The 22,720-nt window shown below is 29.2% G+C and carries 19 protein-coding genes; 15 read left to right on the top strand and 4 right to left on the bottom strand.

The window, feature by feature from the left end:
• Window positions 1–42: 42 nt before the first annotated feature.
• The 6 genes from M915_RS07315 to M915_RS05380 all read left to right on the top strand — a co-directional run bounded on the left by M915_RS07315 (window position 43) and on the right by M915_RS05380 (window position 4,870).
• Window positions 43–1,647 (top strand): hypothetical protein, encoded by a 1,605-nt coding sequence (locus tag M915_RS07315; protein ID WP_051259803.1) that lies wholly within the window; start codon window positions 43–45, stop codon window positions 1,645–1,647.
• An 89-nt stretch (window positions 1,648–1,736) separates the two neighbouring features.
• Window positions 1,737–2,027 (top strand): Veg family protein, encoded by a 291-nt coding sequence (locus tag M915_RS05400; protein WP_321163012.1) that lies wholly within the window; start codon window positions 1,737–1,739, stop codon window positions 2,025–2,027.
• A gap of 74 nt (window positions 2,028–2,101) precedes the next feature.
• Window positions 2,102–2,950 carry a 4-(cytidine 5'-diphospho)-2-C-methyl-D-erythritol kinase gene (gene ispE, locus M915_RS05395; protein ID WP_036730234.1) on the top strand — a complete coding sequence of 283 codons (849 nt, stop codon included), beginning with the start codon at window positions 2,102–2,104 and terminating at the stop codon, window positions 2,948–2,950.
• Window positions 2,940–3,659 carry a hypothetical protein gene (locus tag M915_RS05390; RefSeq protein WP_036730232.1) on the top strand — a complete coding sequence of 240 codons (720 nt, stop codon included), beginning with the start codon at window positions 2,940–2,942 and terminating at the stop codon, window positions 3,657–3,659. Before ispE ends, M915_RS05390 begins: the two co-directional genes overlap by 11 nt.
• A 12-nt stretch (window positions 3,660–3,671) precedes the next feature.
• Entirely contained in the window at window positions 3,672–4,040 is a 369-nt protein-coding gene (locus tag M915_RS05385; RefSeq protein ID WP_009221447.1) for a metallopeptidase family protein, read from the top strand.
• Entirely contained in the window at window positions 4,037–4,870 is an 834-nt protein-coding gene (locus M915_RS05380) for a DnaJ domain-containing protein (RefSeq protein ID WP_036730230.1), read from the top strand. The genes M915_RS05385 and M915_RS05380 overlap by 4 nt, the downstream gene beginning before the upstream one ends.
• Before the next feature lie 38 nt (window positions 4,871–4,908).
• Here the strand turns inward: M915_RS05380 and M915_RS05375 are convergent, their stop codons facing one another.
• Both M915_RS05375 and M915_RS05370 read right to left on the bottom strand, forming a co-directional pair.
• Window positions 4,909–6,177: an amidohydrolase gene (locus tag M915_RS05375; protein ID WP_036730228.1), complete on the bottom strand. Its 1,269-nt coding sequence runs from the start codon at window positions 6,175–6,177 to the stop codon at window positions 4,909–4,911.
• A 46-nt stretch (window positions 6,178–6,223) separates the two neighbouring features.
• Window positions 6,224–7,114 (bottom strand): fructose bisphosphate aldolase, encoded by an 891-nt coding sequence (locus M915_RS05370; protein ID WP_036730226.1) that lies wholly within the window; start codon window positions 7,112–7,114, stop codon window positions 6,224–6,226.
• 140 nt (window positions 7,115–7,254) lie between these two features.
• Here M915_RS05370 and M915_RS05365 point away from each other — a divergent pair, with 140 nt between their 5' ends.
• The 5 genes from M915_RS05365 to M915_RS05345 all read left to right on the top strand — a co-directional run bounded on the left by M915_RS05365 (window position 7,255) and on the right by M915_RS05345 (window position 11,389).
• On the top strand, window positions 7,255–7,848 hold the full coding sequence (locus tag M915_RS05365) for a ribonuclease H1 domain-containing protein (RefSeq protein WP_200860589.1): 594 nt from the start codon (window positions 7,255–7,257) through the stop codon (window positions 7,846–7,848).
• A gap of 7 nt (window positions 7,849–7,855) precedes the next feature.
• Window positions 7,856–8,287, top strand: a complete 432-nt coding sequence (locus M915_RS05360) for a deoxycytidylate deaminase (RefSeq protein ID WP_009221442.1) — start codon at window positions 7,856–7,858, stop codon at window positions 8,285–8,287.
• 109 nt (window positions 8,288–8,396) lie between these two features.
• A complete protein-coding gene (locus M915_RS05355; RefSeq protein ID WP_036730222.1) occupies window positions 8,397–9,542 on the top strand; it encodes a patatin-like phospholipase family protein in 1,146 nt (381 codons plus the stop codon).
• On the top strand, window positions 9,539–10,159 hold the full coding sequence (locus tag M915_RS05350; protein ID WP_036730220.1) for an NUDIX hydrolase: 621 nt from the start codon (window positions 9,539–9,541) through the stop codon (window positions 10,157–10,159). The genes M915_RS05355 and M915_RS05350 overlap by 4 nt, the downstream gene beginning before the upstream one ends.
• A gap of 228 nt (window positions 10,160–10,387) precedes the next feature.
• Window positions 10,388–11,389 carry a 3D domain-containing protein gene (locus M915_RS05345; RefSeq protein WP_036730217.1) on the top strand — a complete coding sequence of 334 codons (1,002 nt, stop codon included), beginning with the start codon at window positions 10,388–10,390 and terminating at the stop codon, window positions 11,387–11,389.
• Window positions 11,390–11,655: 266 nt separating this feature from the next.
• On the opposite strand, the gene murJ is transcribed toward M915_RS05345, so the two are convergent.
• Window positions 11,656–13,230, bottom strand: coding sequence for a murein biosynthesis integral membrane protein MurJ (gene murJ / locus M915_RS05340; protein WP_036730215.1), 1,575 nt, complete (start codon window positions 13,228–13,230; stop codon window positions 11,656–11,658).
• Window positions 13,231–13,345: 115 nt separating this feature from the next.
• On the opposite strand from murJ, the gene M915_RS05335 reads away from it, so the two are divergent.
• The gene (locus tag M915_RS05335) at window positions 13,346–15,094 is read left to right on the top strand and encodes an ABC transporter ATP-binding protein (RefSeq protein ID WP_036730213.1); all 1,749 of its coding nucleotides are present in this window, start codon (window positions 13,346–13,348) and stop codon (window positions 15,092–15,094) included.
• A 42-nt stretch (window positions 15,095–15,136) separates the two neighbouring features.
• Here M915_RS05335 and M915_RS05330 read toward each other — a convergent pair whose 3' ends face one another.
• Window positions 15,137–15,817 carry an endolytic transglycosylase MltG gene (locus tag M915_RS05330; RefSeq protein WP_036730211.1) on the bottom strand — a complete coding sequence of 227 codons (681 nt, stop codon included), beginning with the start codon at window positions 15,815–15,817 and terminating at the stop codon, window positions 15,137–15,139.
• Window positions 15,818–15,888: 71 nt separating this feature from the next.
• Between M915_RS05330 and M915_RS05325 the strand changes: the two genes are divergently transcribed.
• From M915_RS05325 to M915_RS05315, 3 genes are read left to right on the top strand one after another with little or no spacing between them, the layout of a single operon-like run.
• The gene (locus M915_RS05325; protein WP_036730209.1) at window positions 15,889–16,878 is read left to right on the top strand and encodes an RluA family pseudouridine synthase; all 990 of its coding nucleotides are present in this window, start codon (window positions 15,889–15,891) and stop codon (window positions 16,876–16,878) included.
• Window positions 16,866–19,580 carry a PD-(D/E)XK nuclease family protein gene (locus M915_RS05320; protein WP_036730207.1) on the top strand — a complete coding sequence of 905 codons (2,715 nt, stop codon included), beginning with the start codon at window positions 16,866–16,868 and terminating at the stop codon, window positions 19,578–19,580. Before M915_RS05325 ends, M915_RS05320 begins: the two co-directional genes overlap by 13 nt.
• Window positions 19,580–22,690 (top strand): UvrD-helicase domain-containing protein, encoded by a 3,111-nt coding sequence (locus M915_RS05315; RefSeq protein ID WP_036730206.1) that lies wholly within the window; start codon window positions 19,580–19,582, stop codon window positions 22,688–22,690. The genes M915_RS05320 and M915_RS05315 overlap by 1 nt, the downstream gene beginning before the upstream one ends.
• Window positions 22,691–22,720: the final 30 nt, after the last annotated feature.

Raw genomic sequence — 22,720 nt, 5'->3', positions numbered from 1 at the left:
AAATTTAAAAGATTAATATAATTAAAAACAGGAGATGATTTTATGAAAAAAATAAAAACTGTGATGACATTAACTTTACTTTTATCGTTAATTTCGACAAGCGTATATGGAAAAGAAAAAGTAACGCTCCCGACATTTAAAGTTAAATTAAACGGAATTGAAATGAAAAATGACTACTCAAAATATCCGTTAATTGTCTATAAGGACGTAACATACTTTCCGATGACATATCACACAACAAGATTTTTAGGACTTGAAACAAAATATACAAACAGTGAAGGGCTTAGAATAGAAAAGATAAATTCAAACAGTAAGGCTGAATTTTATGAAGGCACAATAAAAAACGATAAAAATCAATTGGCAGATAAACCTATATTTAAAGTAAGACTGAACGGAAAAGAAATAAAAAATAATGAAGAAAAATATCCATTATTAGTTTTTAGAGATGTAACATATTTTCCTATGACGTGGAGATTTTGTGTAAATGAGTTTGGCTGGGAATATAGCTTTGATAAAAATAACGGGCTTGTTATTAATTCAAAGAATATTTCTGAAAAAGATGTCTCTAAAGATTTAATAGGTAATATTTCCGGAGACCTTACAATAAATGAATCAAAGGATAAGGCAAAAATCAAACTTGGGAAAAGTGATGTAATAGCAGTTAAAAATAATGTAGTTTATTATACTTTAAACGAAGTATTATATTCGGCTCCGGTTGATAAACTTGATGAGAAAAAAGAAATTTTAAAATTAGATACCAATTCTATTAATATTACAATTAGAGATGTAAACGGGAGATTAATTTTATATTATCAAAGTGGATACAGTCCGATTATGTCGAGTTCAAAACAATTTGAATTAAAAGAGTCAAAGGCGGAAGAACTAAAATACAATCCGAGTTTTTCGGCATCTGTATATGGAAGAGATTATTGTGTTGACATTGACAGATTTATGGGAAGTAATATTGAGAATTTATATGAAATTGGAACTTATTCAAATAAGTTGGTTGGAGAAAAGGGATATAGCTATGGATATATTACAGTAAATAATTTACAATCTTCGGCAATCAACTATAGTTCTGAAAATTTAATAGGGTATAATGGAAATTTATATGCAATTTCAAATCATCTAAATAAGACAAGATTGTCTAAGATAGATGTTGTGAAAAATACAACTAAAGTATTAAATACCACAGATACATTTGGGATATTCAGAGATAAAAATTTAATTTACTACACAGATTTGAAAAATGTTTATACTTATAATATGGATAACGGAGACAATGTAACTATATTACAAGATATAAATGCAAATAAATCATCAAATATGATTGAAAATAAAATGGCAGTTTTAAACTCAAATATATATTATAGAGGATACGACTCATATTTATATTTAAATAAAAATAAGATTGCAGATACTAATAATTTATCCGATTTAAGAATAATGGGAAACAATAACAAATATATTGTTGCGACATTTTCAGATACAGGCAGTTCTTCAAACAAGATAATGGTATTTGATGAGCTTGGAAGGATTGTCTTTAAAGCTGCAGATGCAAGTCAGAATATTTCGATAGATGGAAATAAACTGTATTACCATACAATTGACAATAATAAATTAAATAGTGTAGAACTTAATAAATAATAGAAAAAAGTAATTGACAATTATTTAATGATATAGTAAAATATAAAATTTGACTTTTTTGCTTGACTATATTATAATGGTGTAAGTCATTGGATTATAGTATAGAGGTGATATCTGTGAATCAAATGATGCTGATAAAAAACAAGCTGGAAGAGAATTTAGGTAAAAAAGTCATAATTAAGGCTGAAGTCGGAAGAAAAAAATATACAACCAAAGAAGGTATTTTAAAATCAGTGTATTCGAGTATATTTTTAGTTGATATTCAAAACGGTGATGATTTTTCCGCATCTACATTCACTTACTCAGACGTTTTAACACAGACAGTCAAGATTATTATTTTGGATGATGTAAAAAATAATGACATAAAGAAAATTTCTTAAAAGAGAGCAAAGGCTCTCTTTTTTCCTATGTAAAGAATAGGGGTTGTGCTATAATTAAAATAATGAGGTGCAATATGAAAGCTAAATCATACGCAAAAATAAATCTTTCTTTAGATGTTGTAGGAAAAAGAGAAGACGGATATCATAATATAAAAACTATAATGCAGAAAATTTCTCTATATGATGAAATTGAATTTAGAAAAATAGATAGAGGGTTTAATTTAAAATCAAATGTAAGCAGTATTAATAATGATGACAACTTGATATACAAAGCATGGAAGTGTATGTGTGAATATAAAAATCGGGAACTGCCGATAGAAGTTAGTTTGAAAAAAAACATACCGATAGCAGCAGGGCTTGCGGGGGGAAGCGGAAATGGAGCGGAAACTTTAAAGGCAATTAATAAGTTGTATAATATTGGACTCAGCATAGAAGAACTTAGAGAAATGTCTTTAAAAATCGGAGCGGATTTTCCGTATATGTTAACCGGAGGTACAGTGCTTGCAAGCGGAATAGGAGAAAAACTTGAAAGGCTTACAGATTTTAACGGAGTAAGTGTTTTAATTGTAAATCCTAATTATGGAATTTCCACAAAAAGTGTATATCAAAATATTTCAATTGAAGATAATAGGATAGATTTTGATAAAATAGTGGAAAGTATGAAATATAAAAGTGCAAAAAAGCTTAAGGGATTACTTGAAAATAAGATGGAAAAAGTTGTATTTAAAAATCATCCCGACATAGCTTTAATAAAATGTGAGCTTGAAAATTTTGGAGCGACTTCTTTGATGAGCGGATCAGGCTCAACTGTATTTGGATTATTTGATGATGATATTGCTTTAAATAAAGCCTACTTATATTTTTTTGAGAAATATAAAAATTGTTACAAGGCAGTTACTGTTGGAGGAGAAGATGAGATTTAATGTTGCTATAATTGGCGATGGAATAGGGACAATAGAGTTATACAGAAGTCTTAGAGAAAAAGTATCTGAAAAATTCGTAATCACAATTGATAACATAAATTATCCATATGCTCTCAGAAAAAATGCAATAGCTGAAAATTCGCATAAGCTTCAAAATTTTGCACAGAAGATAATTAAACTTATGATTATTTCAAGCCCTTCAATAGCTCTTAACATAAATAGAGATGTAAGATATAAGGTAGCAGATGGATTGGCGGAATTTTATGATAAATTTGAAACTGCAGGGGATAGACTTGTTTTAAGTGATGCTTATTTTAAAAGCTATCTTGAAGAAAAGTATTTTGCAATCAATGTAAAAGATGTACAAATACTTTTAAACAGTATAAATGATTTTGACTTTAATAGATATATAATTTCAGAATTACTTAAGTGCTACATTGGAAATGAAAAAAATATCTTTGTGATGGATATATCACTTTGCCTCATAAAAGAATATTTTTATGAATTATTTCCGGACAAGAACTTTTATTTTTTAGATGAATTTATTTTGGAAGAGATAAATAAATTAGATGTACTTAAAAATAATGAAGAAAAGTCTACTGTAAAATACAGAGTCAGTGCATATAGGCGAGGATTTTATTTAAGTTGTGAAGAAATTTTTAAAGAAGATTTCAGCTCTGTAAAAGAAGTATTAATAGATGAGAATTAAACAGAGGTAAAGATGGAAGATAGATTAGATGAAGTTGAAAATATTTTAAATGAAATATATGATGAAATTCCGCAGAGAATGTTTAAGTATTTAAACGGCGGTATAATAATAGAAGAGAATATTTGCTATCATCCGGAGTCAAAAAATGATGATTTAATATGTCTCGGAGCATATAAACGCAGCATGCTCGGTAACAGCATTATAATATATTATGGTTCATTTATGAATATGTATGGGTATTTATCACATGAAGAACTTAAAGAAAAGCTCAGAGAAACTTTACATCATGAATTGACACACCATCTTGAATGGCTTGCAAAAGAAAATGATCTTGAAATTGAAGATAGAGAATTTATAAATAGATATAAGGAGAGAGAATGAATAAAATTTTAGGATATTTTAATAAGGCTATAGGTACATTAATAGATTATATACTTCAAGGATTTATATACATTGTAAATTTTTTAGTCAGCATCTTTTCATCATTCAGGCAGATTATCGGATTGATGCTTTCTATGAGCGGTTGTCTGGTATTACTTTTTATTTTTAACCCTATATTTTTTGGTTTTTTACTTTCAAATCCGTTTATACTTACAATAATAATACTTTCTGTTGTAGTCCCGTTTATAGGGAAAATTGCAGTTAGCTATTTAAAATATATTAAATATATGGCGACAGAATATTTTTATGATAAGGCGGACTTTTATTTGCTTGGCAGAAGAGCTTCATTTGAAAAAATGGAAGATTATGGCAAAAAATATAGAGATGATATGGAAAGAGAAAGAATAAAAAGAGAAGAGGCAAGACGCAAGAGAGAGGAAGAAGAATTTAAAAAAAGATTTGAGAATATGGGTGGAGGTACTTATTGGACATTCGGAAATTATGGCGATTTTAAAGAATTTTTCAGACAAGCCCAGCAAGGCGGAGGATATTATCAAGGTAGCTATAACGGACAATATCAAAATCAAGGAAATTATCAGGGATATACATCTTCATCTTTTAAGTCTCAATATGAGCAAGCTTGTAATACATTAGGAGTAGGTTATAATGCCGATAAATATGAAATAAAGCTCGCATACAAAAAAATGGCAAAAATGTATCACCCCGATATCAATAAAGAGCCGGGGGCAACGGAAATGTTTCAAAAAATTAATAGTGCCTACGAGTTTTTAAATGATACCAATATACAAAAATATAAAACTATGAATTAAAAAGTTCCGACATTGTCGGAACTTTTTGATATCTGAATTCAAATTTTATTTAGAAGTATGTGTATCATCTTAATATAAAGATTAAGACCTATTGTTAAAACTTCTTCATTATAGTCAAATGCTTCATTATGGTGAGGAGCTTTAAGTGTTGTACCGAGTAAAAAGTGAATTGATTTTCCGCCTTTGTCTTCAGTACTTTTTAATAAATAACTCACATCTTCGGAAGCATTTAATCTTGGATTGAGCGTAGTCTTAAAACCTATTTCATTTAGCTTTGAATTTATATATTTTGTAAATTCAGGGTATTTAGTTTCAAAACATATGGCTTCTCCGACGATTTCTATTTTATATTCAAGACCATAGCTAATAGCAGTACCCCTGACTGCATTATTTAGCTTGTCATATAGGTCATTTAAGATGATTTCGTTTTCGCCTCTTATTTCAACTTGCATGTAACTGTTTTGTGCGATTATATTTCTGGCATTTCCGGAGTGGAGTGTGCCGACATTTATTCGAGCCATTCCATTTGAATATTGAGCGAAGCTGTGAAGTGTAAGTGCAAGAGATGCAGCGCCGAGTAATGCATTTCGACCGAGTTGAGGATTTGCTGCAGCATGAGACGATATTCCGTAAAAGGTTATATCTATTTTTTTTGTAGCAAGAAAACCTATACTTCCTACTCCTATAGTAGAATCCGGCTGATTTAATCCTATATGTGAAGAAATCATATAGTCTAAATTATCAGTGGCACCTGCGCCATCAATTGATTTTCCGCCACGAACTTCTTCTTCTGCAGGTTGAAATATAATTCTAAATGTTCCGGATAGGTTGTCTATATTATCTGCAATATATTTGCAAAGCGAAAGTCCGATTGCAATATGACCATCGTGGCCGCATGCATGACATGTGTTTTCATTTTTTGAACGAAATGACAGCTTATTTGGAGTATGATCAATATTTTCTGTTTCGTGAATTGGAAGGGCGTCTATGTCAAATCTAAATCCGAAACTTGGACCTTTTTCAGGCGATACCATTTCAGCAATACATCCCGTATATCCTTCAAAGATTTCGGATGTATCAAAGTCTACATCATCAAGCAAGATATGCTTGGAATGATTTTTAAGTTCTTCATTTGAAGGAACACCCATGCGTTTTGAGTGAATGGACTTTCCGTATTTTACATTAAAGCCCATATTTTTTAATTGTTTTATTATTTCTATTGTGGTTTGCATTTCAAGAAATCCGATTTCGGCAATTTGTCTAAAAAACCTTCTATTTGCAATTGCATTTTCAATATATTTTTCCATTTTATTACCTAATCAAATAAAAAGAGGAGCTAAGTCCTCTTTTATATTATTTTTCTATTGATGCTTTGTAGATAGATTCTATTGAGCTGTCAAGAAGCTCATCAAATTCTTTTTCAGTTTGATTTACATTAAGTCCTTCTGAAAGAGCTCTTGAGAAACTTGCTATCATATTTTGATTTTTAGAAAGCAATTCATTTGAAAGTTCTCTTGAATATCCGCCTGAAAGAGCTACTATTCTAACAACTTGTTCAAAATTCACCAAATCGGAATATAAATTTTCAACTGTTGGGATTGTGAATTTGAACATTACATATACATCTTTTTCAAGAGCTTCAAGTTGTTTAACAACTTCCTTTTTTAATATTTCTTCAATTTCAGATTTTTTTTCTGCATTAATATCAACTTCAGGTTCAATAATAGGAACGAAGCCTGCTTTTGATATTTTCTTTGCATATTCAAATTGTTGTTCAACAATTTCTTTTATTCCGTTTTCATTGAATTCTTTAATTACAGATCTCATTTTAGTTCCGAATATGTTTCTTTCTTTTGCATTTTCAAGAAGTTCATCTAAATTTTTCATAGGTTTCATAAGTTGAACTCCGTTATTTAAGTCTGCTAAGCCTTCATCTACTTTTAGGATAGGAACTATGCCTTTTTGTTCCCAAAGGAAATCTGCTGTGTAAAGGTCATCTATTTTTGAATTCATAGTAACTTTAAATAATATAGCTGCAAGAATTCTTTCACTTGAGAATGATGGACTTTTTATAATTCTTGTTCTCATATCGTGAACTAATTTAAACATTTCTTCATCATTATTGTAAGAATCTTCCATTACACCGTAAAGCTTTAAAGCTTTTGGAGTGGAACCGCCACTTTGGTCAAGTGCAGCTACAAAACCTTTGCCTGTTCTCATTCTTTCAAGTTGTTTAGTATTCATTTAGTACCTCCATATTTAATATTTATTTGTAATATTAATCATATTAAGTATATCACAAAAACACTCAATGTTATAGTTATTATTAAACTTGTATAATCGGTTCTTTTAATATAAAATTAATTTAGTATAAGGAGAATATAATGTATTACGCAGTAAAAAAAGGAAGAGAAGTAGGAATATATACTACATGGGATGAATGTAAAGCGCAGGTTATAGGATATAGCGGTGCGGTTTATAAAAAATTCAATACAAAAGATGATGCCGTTTTATTTATTAAGGGCATACCGGAAGAGCAGACAGAAATACAGTTTGAGGAAGATATCAAGGATGGCGAGATAATTTCCTATGTGGACGGTTCTTATTCGGTTATTGACGGAAGTTTTTCCTATGGAGCTGTTCTATTTGACAATAATATATATGAAACTTCATCCAAGAGATATTATGATGAAGATTCTACTATGAGAAATGTTGCAGGGGAACTTAAAGGTGCAATGTATGCCATGCAAAGAGCGGTAGAACTTGGGAAAAAAAGGATATATTTACATTATGATTATGCAGGTATAGAAAATTGGGCGACTGAAACTTGGAAGGCAAATAAAAAAGGTACTATTGAGTATAGAAATTATTATAAATCCATTAAGGATAAAATTGATGTTGTCTTTATAAAAGTAGCTGCACATAGTGGAGTCAAATATAATGAAATTGTAGACAAGCTTGCCAAAGAAGCAAAGTGAGGTATGTATGAGAAAGTCTTGGAACGAATATTTTATGGAAATAACAGAGATGGTTGCTATAAGATCTACTTGTGACAGAGCTTTTGTAGGGTGTGTCATAGTAAATAAAGATCATCGAATAGTATCAACCGGATATAACGGTTCGCTTGCCGGCAATCCTCAGTGTGATGAAATAGGACATACAATGCGAGACGGTCATTGTATAGCTACGATTCATGCTGAAATGAATGCCTTATTATATTGTGCAAAAGAGGGAATACCGGTAAAAGATTGTGTTGCCTATGTTACTCATTTTCCATGTTTAAATTGCACAAAATCACTAATTCAGGCAGGAATTAAAGCGATTTATTATAAAGAGGCATACAGAGTAGATGAATATGCCTTGGAACTTATAAAAAAGAATAACATAGAGCTTAAACAAATTAAAGGATGTAAATAGTGCAGGGATTTGTGATGTACAATTTAAAAAATAGCAGTTTCGACATGGCTGTGAATTGTACTGGTGAATAAAACAAGACATTATAGAATTAGAATAAGGTGATTATAATATGTACGGATTAGTTTTAGAAGGAGGAGGAGCAAAGGGAGCCTATCATATAGGTTCCTATTTTGCTCTAAAGGAGTTAGGATTTGAATTTGAAGCGGTAGTAGGGACTTCAATAGGGGCAATTAACGGAGCTATGATAGTGATGAATGAGCCGGATAAGTGCGCAAATTTATGGAAGAGTATGTCATTTCAAGATTTTAGCACGGATGATTCAGACACAACGAATGCTATAGTTGCATTGATGTCAGAAAATACACAGGATGGAAAATTTTCATTTGAAAAGTTTAAAGGTATAAAAGAAACATTAAGCAGCAGGGGAATACCGGTTGATCCGTTAAGACAATTAGTTACAACTTATATTGATGAAGAAAAGGTTAGAAATTCAAAAATAAAATTTGGGCTGACAACTTTAAATCTTACAGATAAAAAAGGAGAAGAGTTGTTTATAGATGAAATTGAAGAGGGAAAACTTCATAACTATATAATAGGGAGTTGTTATCTTCCGATATTTAAACTTGAACCGCTTGACGGTAAATACTATTTAGACGGAGGATTTTTTAATAAAATTCCATATAATATGGTGCAAAGATTAGGGCTTACTCCTGTGATAGTCAGAGTCAATCCGTCAAATTTAAGAGATATCGCATTTCCGGATGATGCAATAGTAATATCACCAAGTAAAAAATACACGACATCTATGGATTTTGATCCAAAAAAAGCTGATGAGATAATGAGAATAGGATATTTTGATACTTATAAAAAATTAAATGGATTATTTGGAGATAAGTATTATATAAATCCATTTGATGAAGAAATGGCGTTTGAAATTTTACAGAATATGTACTTTGACAGATTAGATGAAATTTTAATTAGCGGTAAGTATAAAAACACTTCAAAGTATAGAGTTTTTTTTGAAGAAATAATCCCGGGCCTTGCGAAAGAGTTGGGACTTAAGAGCGGTTATAACTATGTAGATTTGGTAGTAGCTATGATTGAAAGAGATGCACAAAAGTATAATATAGACTTCTTGAGAATTTATAATGTAGATGAGTTACTTAATGAAATTATGTCAAAAGAACCTATAATTAATCGAGAGATAGAGGTAGGAACTATAAATAAATTAGTTAAAAAGATGATTAAACAATGAGATTAAATAAGATAGAAGAAATAGTAAAAAAATTAAAATCAGAACCAATGGAAATAAAAAATAAATATTCAATTTTTGTACCATTCATAGAAGTAGAAAAACAGACACATTTGTTATTTGAAGTACGCTCTAAAAATCTCAACAATCAGCCGGGCGAAATTTGTTTTCCCGGAGGAAAAATTGAAAAACATGAAGATTATATACAGGCGGCGATAAGAGAAACCTGTGAAGAATTACTAATATCAAAAGTAGATTTAGATGTGTTTAATGAGGGAGATTTTTTAGTAAACTCCTATGGTTCTGTGATATATACTACCGTGGGAGAGATAACTAAAAGCATTGAAAATATATTTCCGAATAAAGAAGAGGTTGAAGATATATTTACTGTTCCCTTAAATTTCTTTTTTGAAAATGAACCTGATATATATGAAGTAGAGTTAATTGCAAAGAGAAATGATAAATTTCCATATAGTTTAATACCAAATGGAGAAAAGTATGATTTTAAAAGATCAAAAGATAGAGTTATATTTTATCAATATGAAGATAAAATAATTTGGGGATTCACAGCAAAAGTCATATATAATTTAATAAATAAATTAAAAAGTAACAAAATTTAACAATTATTATAGTGATATATTGAGTTTATATTCTTGATTTATTACAAAAATCAATTTAAATTTTAGAAATAAAATGTTGGAAAATAGCCGTTTTCATCTAAAGGTAACAAAAAAGTTACAAAAAACTTGACAAAATTATCAAAACCTTATATACTTAACAAGTGAGCAAAAGTTACAAAAAAGTTACAGAGTTTACAACGATGTAATTTTTATGGGAGGTTATTGGTAATGAATTTAACACAAAATAGTCTTAGAAAAAAAGCTGCTACTTTGTTAATAGGAGCTGTACTTTTATCTTCGACTATAACAATGGGTTTTTCAACTGTGTTAGGTAAGAGTGTAAATGTTATAATAAAGGGAGAAGAAAAGAAATTTATAACATATTCTGCAACAGTTGAAGATTTTTTGAAATCAGAAAAAATAATACTTAAGGATAAAGAAGTTATAACACCGAGCTTGAATACAGAAATAAAAGATGACATGGATATAATAATACAAGCTCCTAAGAGTTATCAAATTAATAACGGTAACGAGATTTATATTGCAAAAGCAGTAGGAGAAACAGTTTCTGAAGTTTTAGAAAATTTAAATATTAAGGTTGACTCTGACGATGTAGTAACACCTAAGCTAAATGCTAAGGCAAGTACAGAAAAGCCGATAGTAATAGAGAGAGTTTTTAAGGAGAGTTCAGAAGTTAAAACTGAAATTCCGTTTGAAACAATAAAAAATGAAAATGCTTCTTTAGTAGTCGGAGAAACAAAGATAATAAAAAAAGGTAAAGTTGGAGTAAAATCTGAAGTAATACAAAATACATTTGTAAATGATAAGCTTGTATCGATAGATGTATTGAAATCGGAAATTCTTGAAAAACCTGAAACTGAAATTGTTGAAATCGGTACTAAGAAAACAGCCGCATCAGCAACTCTTGAGGGTAAAAAAATTAAAAAAGTAATAACAATGCAAGCTACAGCTTATGATCCTACTGCAGGTTCATTAACTGCACTTGGAACAAAAGCAAGAGTAGGAGCAGTTGCAGTTGACCCTAAAGTAATTCCGCTTGGTTCAAAATTGTATATTGAGACAATGGACGGATGGCCATCATATGGATATGCAGTTGCAGAAGATACGGGTGGAGCAATTAAGGGAAACAGAATAGATTTATTTTTCAACTCAAATGCTACTGCAAATGATTTTGGAAGAAGAAATGTAAAAGTATATGTAATAGAATAGTAAAAAGGCTTAGGATTTAATCCTAAGCCTTTTTAAAGTTAAATCACCATTGAGATTTTAGTTTAAGGATATGAGAAAATATACTTGAAACTTCCATTATGTAAAGTGTTTTGCAGTGATATAATTTAAAGAGTTAAATTTTAAGTTAGTGGTATAAAAATAGGCAGAAGATTTTTTCTGCCTATTTTTATTTCATAAATATCTGAAGGATTGATATTTTTAAATTTTTCAAAAATATTTTATATGTTGAGCTCTGTATGATTATTTTAGGATGCCTTTTTTAATCTTCGATTTATTATTTTAACTACATCTCTGATTTCCCTAACACCTAAATGATATAGACATAATCCATAAATTATAGCTGCAATTCCGACAACAATCATAAGTAAGAGTAATTTTATAATTATTGATGAACCATGAGAATGCATTAATGGTGTAAGGACTTTTTCTATAGGGAAATATATCAGACAGAAAATTCCCATTGCTGTTGATGACATTAGAGTTTTAACTAATGCTTTTACGTAGGATTTTATTCCGAGATTTCCAATTTTTTCTCTAAGTAAAATAAATGATATTAACACTGCTATTGTTGTTGCGATACTAACAGATGCTGCAAGTCCCCTTGTACCGAATTTATGTGCCACAAGTAAATTAAGTCCGACATTTATTGAAACATTTATAAGCCCTATTATGAAGGGAGTTTTTGTATCGGCTATTGAATAATATACTCTGTTTAAAACATTGCTAAGTGATATTGAAATTAGCGCAAGAGTATAAAATCTAAGTGTTGCAGTAGTATCTATTGCATTTTGTAATGTAAATTTTCCGTGGAAGAAAGCAACATCTACAATAGGTCTTGCTAAAATAAGCATTCCTATTGTTGCAGGTACTGTTAAAAATAATACAGTTTTAACTGAGGCATTCATTACACGTTTACCGTGAATCATATCTTTATTTCCGAATGCTCTTGACATTGTCGGAAATATTATAGCTGTAATTGCAGTTATGAAAATTCCGAGAATCATCATATTCATTTTATTTGCATAATTTAAAACTGATGCAGAGCCTTCTGCCATACCCATTGCAAGTCTTCTGTTTACGATTACATTTACATCATTTACTGCTGTACTTATAAGTATAGGGACTGCAAGAAGAAGTGCTTCATTTACATATTTATCTTTTAGATTAAAGACAAATTTCGGTCTATATCCCGCTTTAAATGAATCCGGCAATAGAAATATTACCTGTGCCAATATACCTACAACAGATGCGATTGTAAGTCCGACTATACCGGCGTGCGGGGAAATAAAACCAAGATATATAATGTAAACTAAGTTTAGCGGAATTGCAACAGCACCTGCTGCAGCAAACTTTCCTTCATATTGCAAAAAACCTGTAAAAACTCCGACTACTGCAGAGAATATAACTACCGGCATCCCTATTTTTATTAGTTTCACTACAAGTTCATAAGCTTCAAGTTTTGATTTAGGAGTAAATAAGATTGAAAGTGCCGGAGCAAAAACAATACCTAAAGCTATAACTATCAATGAAATTAATGAAATAATCATTAGCATATTGTTTGTAAATTTAAGCTTTTCTTCTTCACCAAGTTCTCTTTCGGCTTTTTGCAGACTTGGAATAAAAATAGTAGCAATGGCTGCTGTTATTAGCATAGAAATAGTAGCTGTTGCAGACTGACTTGCGGTAAAAGCATCCATTTCAAGAGTTGCACCGAATCTTGCAGCTGTTAAACTTTCTCTAACGAATCCTAAAATTTTTCCTAAAAGAGAAAATACAATTATCGCAAGAGTAGATCGGGCTAATTTTTTAGTAGTTTCCATTTTTACCTCCTAAGTTTCTTATGTGAGTATATTATTGATTTTATTTAAAGTCAACAACAAAAGAGTTACATTTGATAAATGTATCTATATAATGTAGAATAAAAGAGGTGATTTTATGAAGAATATACAATTAATTAAAAGAATTTCTCCTTATTTTAAAAAATATAAGTCAATTTTATTTATAGATTTATTATGTGCAGCTTTTACAACTGCATCTGAAATGATACTTCCATTAATTTTGAGGTATATATCAAGTGTTGGAATGAAAGATATCAAATTGCTCAATGTAGAGCTGATAATAAGACTTGCTTTGTTATTTTTAATTTTGAAGTCTGTAGATTTGGTTGCAGCATATTATATGGCAAGTATAGGTCATATAATGGGAGCTAAAATTGAAACTGATATGAGAGCTGATGTATATGCCCATCTTCAAACTATGAGTGATTCATACTACAATGAAACTAAAATAGGTGTATTGATGAGCAGGATAACAAATGATTTATTTGATATAACGGAATTTGCACATCATTGCCCGGAAGAATATTTTATAGGCGGTATAAAAATTTTAGTATCATTTATAATTTTATCATCTGTTAACTTGAAAATGACAATTTTTATTTACCTTATGATACCTATTATGGTGGTATTTGCATCTAAGTACAATCATAAGATGAGAAAAGCACAAAAGATGCAAAGAGTTCATATTGGAGATTTAAATTCATCGATAGAAGATTCGCTTCTTGGAATAAAAGTTGTTAAGAGTTTTGCAAATGAAGAAATAGAGGCAAAAAAATTCAATATTCAAAATGCAAAATTTTTAGGAATTAAAAAGAAATTTTATAAAGCTATGGCAGGATTTACAGTAATTACAAAGCTTTTTGACGGATTGATGTATTTGATTCTGATAGTATCTGGCGGTTATTTTATGATGAAAGGAGAAATCAAGCCGTCTGATCTGATAGCCTATGTAATGTATGTAACATCACTTCTTGCAACGGTTAGAAGAATTGTAGAATTTACAGAACAATTCCAGAAAGGTATGACGGGAATTGAAAGATTTTATGAGATAATGGATACCAAGTCGGAGATAGAAGATTCTGAAAATGCAATCGAACTGAAAGATGTTAAGGGTAAAATTGAATTTAGAGATGTTACATTTAAATATGAGAAAGATACTGAAAATGTACTTGAAAACTTTAATTTAAATATTAACCCGGGAGATAATATTGCAATAGTAGGACCGAGCGGTGCTGGAAAGACTACAATATGTAATCTGATTCCAAGATTTTATGATGTAAGTTATGGTGAAATTTTAGTAGACGGTGCAAATATAAAGAATGTAACATTGAAATCGCTTAGAAATAATATAGGTATAGTGCAACAGGATGTATATTTGTTTTCCGGAACGGTTATGGATAATATAAGATATGGGAATCCGTCGGCAACGGATGATGAAGTTTTAAGAGCAAGTGAACTTGCGGGTGCAAGAGAATTTATAGAGCAGCTTCCTGAAAAATTTGACAGTTATGTCGGAGAACGAGGAGTAAAACTATCAGGAGGACAAAAACAGAGAATATCCATAGCAAGAGTGTTTTTAAAAAATCCCCCGATTTTGATTTTAGATGAGGCTACATCTGCACTGGATAATAAGTCTGAGCAAATAGTTCAGGAGTCACTTGAAAAGCTTACAAAGGGAAGAACAACACTAACAATAGCACATAGACTTACAACTGTTCAAAATGCCGATGAAATTTTAGTCATGAGAGATAGAAAAATTATAGAAAGAGGAACTCATGATGAACTTATGAAGAATCAAGGATATTATTTTGACTTATACACTAAGGGCGGACTTCTGGAACAATGAGTGTTTACAATAAAAAAAGGAGATGATTATCTCCTTTTTTTGTTAGAAATTTTCTCCTGTAAGCATTTCGATTATTTTAATTACTTTTGAAGGAGTTTCAATTGAGTATGTTCCCGGCTTGAATTTGTAGAAACAATTTAAGTCTTTACATTGCTTTTCAAAAGCTTTTGCTGATTGGATTGCTCCTATTTTTTCGAGTTTAGCTCCAACTGCATCTGCCGCTGCGCCTTCACTTATTGTAATTTCGTAGTTTTTAATGGTTGAATTTGTAATTGTTAATATAGTATTTTTTATTTTATTGTCTTTAGGTATCTGATAGGTGCCACATACAAATTTATCGGTAAGTCCCATACTATCCACAAGTGCTTTAAAATCAGGTATGCTTGTCATTAGTTTTTTATTTAGAAGTTCATTTGCAATATCATCTATACTTGCACCTTCAGGTATCGTAATTGAAACCAAATCTTCCTCTTTATCTTTGATTATTTCAATCTGTGGAGTAGATTTTGGTTCATCTCCGTTTAGATATAGTTCAATATCGAGTTTTGTCTTTTCAATTTCATCAAGTAGAGTAAATTCAATTTCATCTCCTGCAATATTCTCCATATAAAGTGTATCAATTTTCCACCTTATAACTAATGCAAGTCCTATTATTATTGACAGTAATACTACTACTGAAATTATTTTAAGTAAAAAATCAGTTAAATTTGTAAAAAATTTCAAAATGACCCTCTTTTCTAAAATTAATTGCTATAATATATTATAGCAGATAATTTAGGTAAGGTGAAATAATATTGATAGAAATTTTTGTGAATGAAAATGATGAAGGTCAAAGAATAGACAGATTTTTAAAAAAGTATTTTGAAAAAGCGACTTTGTCCTTCATATATAAGAATTTAAGAAAGAAAAATATAAAACTAAATGACAAAAAAGCAGAGCCTGAAGATTTATTATCAAAAGGAGATTGTATTAAGTTATATCTTAGCGATGAAACTATTGAAAAATTTAAAAGAGAGCCTATTAATTTCAAAAATAACAAATTTCCAAAAATTATATTTGAAGATGAAAATATGATTTTAATGAATAAGCCTGCAGGAATTTTATCACATAATGATTCTAAAGATTTTAAAAAGAATATGGTTGATATGATGATAGATTATTTAATTGCAAGGCAGGAATATAATCCGAGAAATGAAAATTCTTTTAGACCGGCAATTTGTAATAGACTTGACAGAAATACCTCCGGAATTTTAATCGGAGCAAAAAAAGCCGGAGTACTTAGAAGCTTAAATTATGAAATTAAAAAAAATAATATAGATAAATTTTATCTTGCACTTGTAAGTGGAGAAGCAAAAGAGCAATTTAGTGATAGGTCATATCTTTCAAAGGATGAGGATAGAAATAAAGTAACAGTACTTAAGAAAGATAGTATCGGAGCAAAAGAATCTATTACAGAATTCAAGAGAATTGCTATGCGAAATGATTACAGCTTATTAAAAGTCAATTTGATTACAGGGCGAACTCATCAAATCAGAACAGTACTCAGCAGTAAAAAGCTTCCGATTGTAGGAGATATAAAATATGGAGATAGCAGTGTAAATAGATTATTTAAGAATAAGTATAAGTATGAGAGTCAGTTTTTGCACAATTATTCTATTCATTTTAATAAAATTGAGGGAGAGCTTTCTTATTTAAGCGGGAAAACTTTTTATTTAGTACTTCCGAAGCTTGAATCAGATATATTGGAGGATATTTTTGGAGATAGAAATATATGGAAAAGCTGAAGGTAATTTATAAGGCGAATTTATATGCTGAAAATGTAGAAATAAAAGAAAAAATTTTGGAATATATTAGAAATGGTAAACAAGTATTTTATATATTGCCTACAAAGGCATCAATACATCAATATAAAAAAATGTATATAGAAGAACTTGGAGGAATTTCAAATTTAAAATTTCATACATTTGATTCACTCCGAAGAGAAAATAATAATAAGAAAATAATTGATGATCCATTTAGAAGTTATATACTTAAAGACATTATTCAAAAAGGAAATTATAAATTATTTAAAAATTATAGGGGGATAATAAATTCCGTTTCAAAATTCATATTAAGAGCAAGAGAAAATCTTGTAAGTAGTGATATGATAACTGCAAATAATTCTCTATTTTCTGAACTTAAAGATATTTATGTAAAATACGAGCAGTTTTTAAATGAAAAAAATCTTACGGATTTAATAGAACATGTAGATCTAAATGATAAGAATATTGATTTAATAGTCATAGATGGATTTTACTCTTTTAAGGAAATAGAGTTAGGGCTTATAAAAGATTTTTCAGATAAAATAAATGTAATAGTGAACGTGCCGTTTTTTTTAAGTGATTTAAATTTTGCAGAAAAGATGGTAAATTCACTTGAGCGGATTGGCTTTGAGACTAAATCATTTCTTGAGGATAAAAGTATTCAAGATTATATAAATGATTTAGTTCGAAATAACAGAGTTTTTTTAATTGAAGAAGAAAATAGATTAAGTGAATTTAAAACTGTATTTAAATTTTTAAAGAGTTGTTTAATTGAAAATGAGAAGTGTGATTTAGTTTCTCTAAGTAAAGACATGAAAAATTTAAAACAGGTAGAGATGTTTGAAAATTTAACTTTGAATGAAGAAACGATTTATTCAAAATATCCAATAATTGAAGAGTTTTTGTCTCTGATAGAATATTTAAGAGTTCAAAGCAGAAAAAATATATTAAGTAGGATAAAACTTAAATATTTTGAAATAACAGATTCGGATGAAATGGAATATGAGATTTCGAAGATGAGTTTTAGAAATTTAGATGAGCTTGTAGGAAATACAAGGACAAGTGTTGAACTTGATGAAAAAAATTTAATTGAGTTTTATGAACTTTTAAAAAAGTTAAAAGTTAATTTTGAAGGTAGAGAAAGTTTTAAGTACTATAGTGAAAAATTGGAAGAGTATCTTGAAACTGCAGAATTAGTTTCCGAAAGAGTATACGCATCTACAAGAGATGAGATTATTCTGAAAAGAGATAGACAAAATATAAGGTCTATAAAACTGCTACTTGATAAGTTGAAAAATTACGATGTATATTTTAAAAAAGTTAGTTTTGGATTATATATAGACTTTTTAAACAGCTATTTAGATATGATTGCATTTGACAATACAAATGAATATGCACCATCGGTTATGAGTATGGATAAAAGTCTATACTTAAGATTTAACAATGTTTTTATAACTGATTTCAATCTTGAGTTTCCATCGTATCCAAGTAGAGATTTTATCTTCAATAAGACAAATAATAATGAACTTATAAATATGGGATTTGTAATTGAATCGGATAGACAGATATATGATAGAGAACTTCTGAAGTTGTTAAAGCTTATTTCTCTTTCAAAAACGGCTTATTTATGTTATGCGAGGGAAGATGACAGTTCTGTTTATAAAGATTTGTTTAAGAAAATAAAAATTGCTTCAAGTGTAGAGATATCTACCGTTGAGCAACTTTCACTTGAAATTATAGATGAGATTGAAGAGAATAAGGTTGATGAGAATAAGATAAAATTATTTAATTCATTTTCAAATTATAATCTGTTGAATGAAAAAATCGAGCTTGAAAACAAGAGGCTTCTTGGGAATAAGGAGATAATTTTAAGCGGAGATGCATTAGTAAGTCTTAGAAATTTAATAGATAGGCGAGGTTTTAAAGTTACAGATTTTGATTTGTATGTAAAATCTCCATATACATTTTTATTTGAGAGAATATTAAAAATTGAAGAAATGTTGAGAAGACAAAAAGATACTTATCACATTGATATTGGAAATATATACCATCATATATTGGAGAGATATTTTAAAAAATATCCTAATGAATTAAACGAAACAATGCTAAAAGCGATTATCAAAAGCGAACTTATAGATGAGTTGCCGGTATCCGGAAAATATACGGCTCTTAATAGTGCAAAGGTAGACGGGATATTTTCCATACTAAAAAATTTTATAGAATTGGATTTATCTCTAAGAGATGATTTTATACCGGTAGGATTTGAAGTTCCAATAAATATTAAGCTTGATAAATACCAAATCAATGGCAGAATAGACAGAGTAGATAGAAAAGGAGACTATAAAACATTAATAGACTATAAAAAAAGTGATTACGGTGTTCCCACTCAAAAAGATATGGCTAATAAAGAGGCTTTTCAATTTCCTATTTACATTATGGCGGAAGATAAGTGTTCTATTGTAGAAGCTAAGTATGGAGTTATAAAATCGGCAGAATATAAGAGTGCATTAAGGGATGAGAAGTATTTTGGACGTAAGATGATGAAAATAGAAAACTTTGAATTTTTTATTGATGAACTTAAACAGGAAGTAATAAGACTTTGCAACGAAATATATAATGGTAATTTTACGACAGAATCTGTTGATAATGAAATGTATATAGATATTTTCAGGCAGGTGAAATAGTGGATAGATTAAATAGAATACAAAATATAGCTGTAAATACAATTGATAAAAACATATGTCTCAGTGCCGGAGCGGGAACGGGTAAGACTAAAGTTTTGACTGAAAGATTTTTAAATATACTAAAAAATGGAAATCTTACAAAAGGATACGAACTTGAAGAAATATTAGCTATAACTTATACAAATAAGGCTGCTTTTGAAATGAAGAGTAAAATAAAGGATGCTCTTTCTAAGTCGAAAGATGATAAGTTAAAAGATATTTATAAATTTTTTTCAAATGCACAAATTTTTACAATACATGCATTTTGTGGCGAATTAATCAGAAAATATCCATTAGCTGTTGAGGTTGACCCGGAATTTGAAATTTGCGAACCGCTTGAGGCGGAAGATATTTTACGAGATGCAACAAATACGGTATTTAAAAAATATGAAAATGATATGAGATTGTATGAACTTTTGATGGAGATTTCAGAAATTGATATAAGGAAATTTAGCGATGCAATAATTTCACTGTATGATGATTTAAAAAACAAGTCTTACAGCATAGATGAAATTGAAATTAAAAATTCTGAATTTTTAAATGAAATTTCAAAGATAAAAACAGATTTTTCCACATTGATTTATTGGATTCATGAGCTTGGAAATCATAAAAAACTCGCTTCAAATTCAAAATTCAGAAAATTATATGCGGGAGATGACATCAAAAAATTTTTTGGAAGTCCAAATTTTGATTTTTTTGAGAAAATAAGAAGTTGTGTAAAAGACTCTAAAAATAAAGAGATCTATGAAATTATGGGAAAAATACGCTTGGAAATGTTAAGATTGGAATTAGTTAATGAACCTAAAAATCAGAAGTACTATGAGCTCATCACGGATATTTTAAAAGATATTGAAATTGAATATACTTTCAAAAAAAGAGAAAAAAATTATTTAGATTATGAAGATTTACAAAAATATGCTCTGAAAATTTTAAATTCTGAAATAGATATTGAGTATAAGTACATTATGGTTGATGAGTTTCAGGATACGAATAAAATTCAAACAGAAATTCTTAAAAAACTTACAAACAATTTATCTGATAATGTAAATTTATTTGTAGTAGGAGATGCAAAGCAGAGTATTTATGGGTTTAGAGGCGGAGATTTAGCACAGTATAAAAAATTTGTAAAAGAAATGGAAAGTAAAGACTGCATTTCACTTGATATGAATGAAAACTACAGAAGCAGCAGTAGCCTTATAGAGAGTTTTAATGAGTTATTCCCAAAAATTTTAGGTAAAGAATACACAAACCTTAATGCAAATTTAAAAGGAGACGAAAAAATAAAAATTTTGGAATTTTGTGATGATTCAAAGGAATCCGTAGTTGCTGCAAATTATATTGACAGCTTGATAAAAGCGGGAATAGATAAAAAAGACATAGCAATTTTATTTAGAACTGCAAAAAATATGGAATCTTTTGAAAGTGAACTTATAAGCAGAAATATAAGCGTAAATAATACTGCAAAGAAATTTTCGGAATTTAGAGAAATTAGAGATATTATTGTTTTACTTAAGGCATTATCAAATAATAGAGATATTTTAAATATACTTGCGTATTTTAAAAGTCCGCTTGTTGGACTTAGTGAAAACTCAATTTTTAAACTTGCACTTAGAAGCAAAGATACTGATATTTTAAATTTTGAACTTGAAAAAGAGCTTGACGATAGAGATAAAGAATTATTTAAGAACGGGCTTTCAAAATATTTTACTCTTAGAGAATATAAAAATGTTTTAACTCTTAGTGAATTTATAGCAATGGTGGTAAAAGAACTTAGATGCTATGAAATTTTTAGAATGTGTTTTGGAAAAAATTCGATTCTAAACATTGATAAGTTGATTTTATTATCAAATGAATTTGAAAAGAAGTCATTAAACCTTGAGGAGTTTATAAATTATGTGCAGAATGTTGTGCTTGATGGAGAAAAAACAGAAGATGCTGTTACTCTGATGACAATTCACAAATCAAAGGGTCTTGAATTTGACCATATAATATTATCTGATTTTAAAAAAAATCTATTAAAGAAACCGACTGAAAATATAATTAAAATTGGGGAAAATGGACTTGGAATAAAAATTAAAAACAGAGAATCGAAGTACTATTTTATAATAGAAGCAGAAAAACTGAATGAACTTGAAGAAGAAAGAAGAATTTTTTATGTTGCTGCAACAAGGGCAAAAAAAACTCTGACTTTTTTAAATTGTAAGTATAAGGAAAAAGAAGATATAGAAAAAGGAAATGAAAACAATGTAAAAAACAGCTATCATGAATTATTAAAAAATACACAGTTTAATAATTTAAAAATTATTTCTCCATCATATGAAGAAGTTTTGAGAAATAGTAAGCCCAATATCTTTGAAAAGCTGAATATGACAGGTGATTGTGAAAATAATACGTTAATAAGAAATGAATATTTTGACAGGAATAAACAGTTCAGATATTATTCAGCTTCAGGGTATATGGCATTTAAAAAAGATCCTGTTAGTTTTTATCGGACATATATTCTTGGAGATGAGATTGAATATAAATCTGATGGAAGTGAATATGAAGGAATAGACCCGATAAAAAGAGGGATTATAGTTCATAAATATGCACAATTTTGTCCGAGTGACATAGATGAATTTTTAAAGAGAGAGCTTGAGCAAAATGATATAGCTGTGACAAATGATGTATTGGATTTATTAAAAGATAGGATTAAAAATGTAGATAAATCTCAAAGAGGAACTATTTTGCACAGAGAGTATGAATTTTACTATCCTGTAAAAAATGGGATAATAAACGGATTTATAGATCAGATTCGTGAAGTTAATGGAGACATTGAAATAATTGATTTTAAAACAGGACACCTTACAAAAGAATCAATAGAATATTATAAGTTGCAGCTTCAAATTTATACAAGGGCATATGAAAGCATAAGCGGTAAACATGTTAAGTCTGCAATTTTAATATCACTTGCCGATAATACCGAGCATGAAATTGATATAAGTAAAACATCGGTAGATAATACAATTGCGGATTTTGAAAAGTTTATAGACTTTGTAGAAACTCACGATAAAATCGAAAATTATTATTAAAATTGGGTAATAAATATTTGAGGTGATTGT

It is taken from the genome of Peptoniphilus mikwangii (genome assembly GCF_000468535.1).
In the GTDB taxonomy this organism is placed as follows: domain Bacteria; phylum Bacillota; class Clostridia; order Tissierellales; family Peptoniphilaceae; genus Anaerosphaera; species Anaerosphaera mikwangii.
This window is presented reverse-complemented; position numbering and strand designations above follow the sequence as displayed.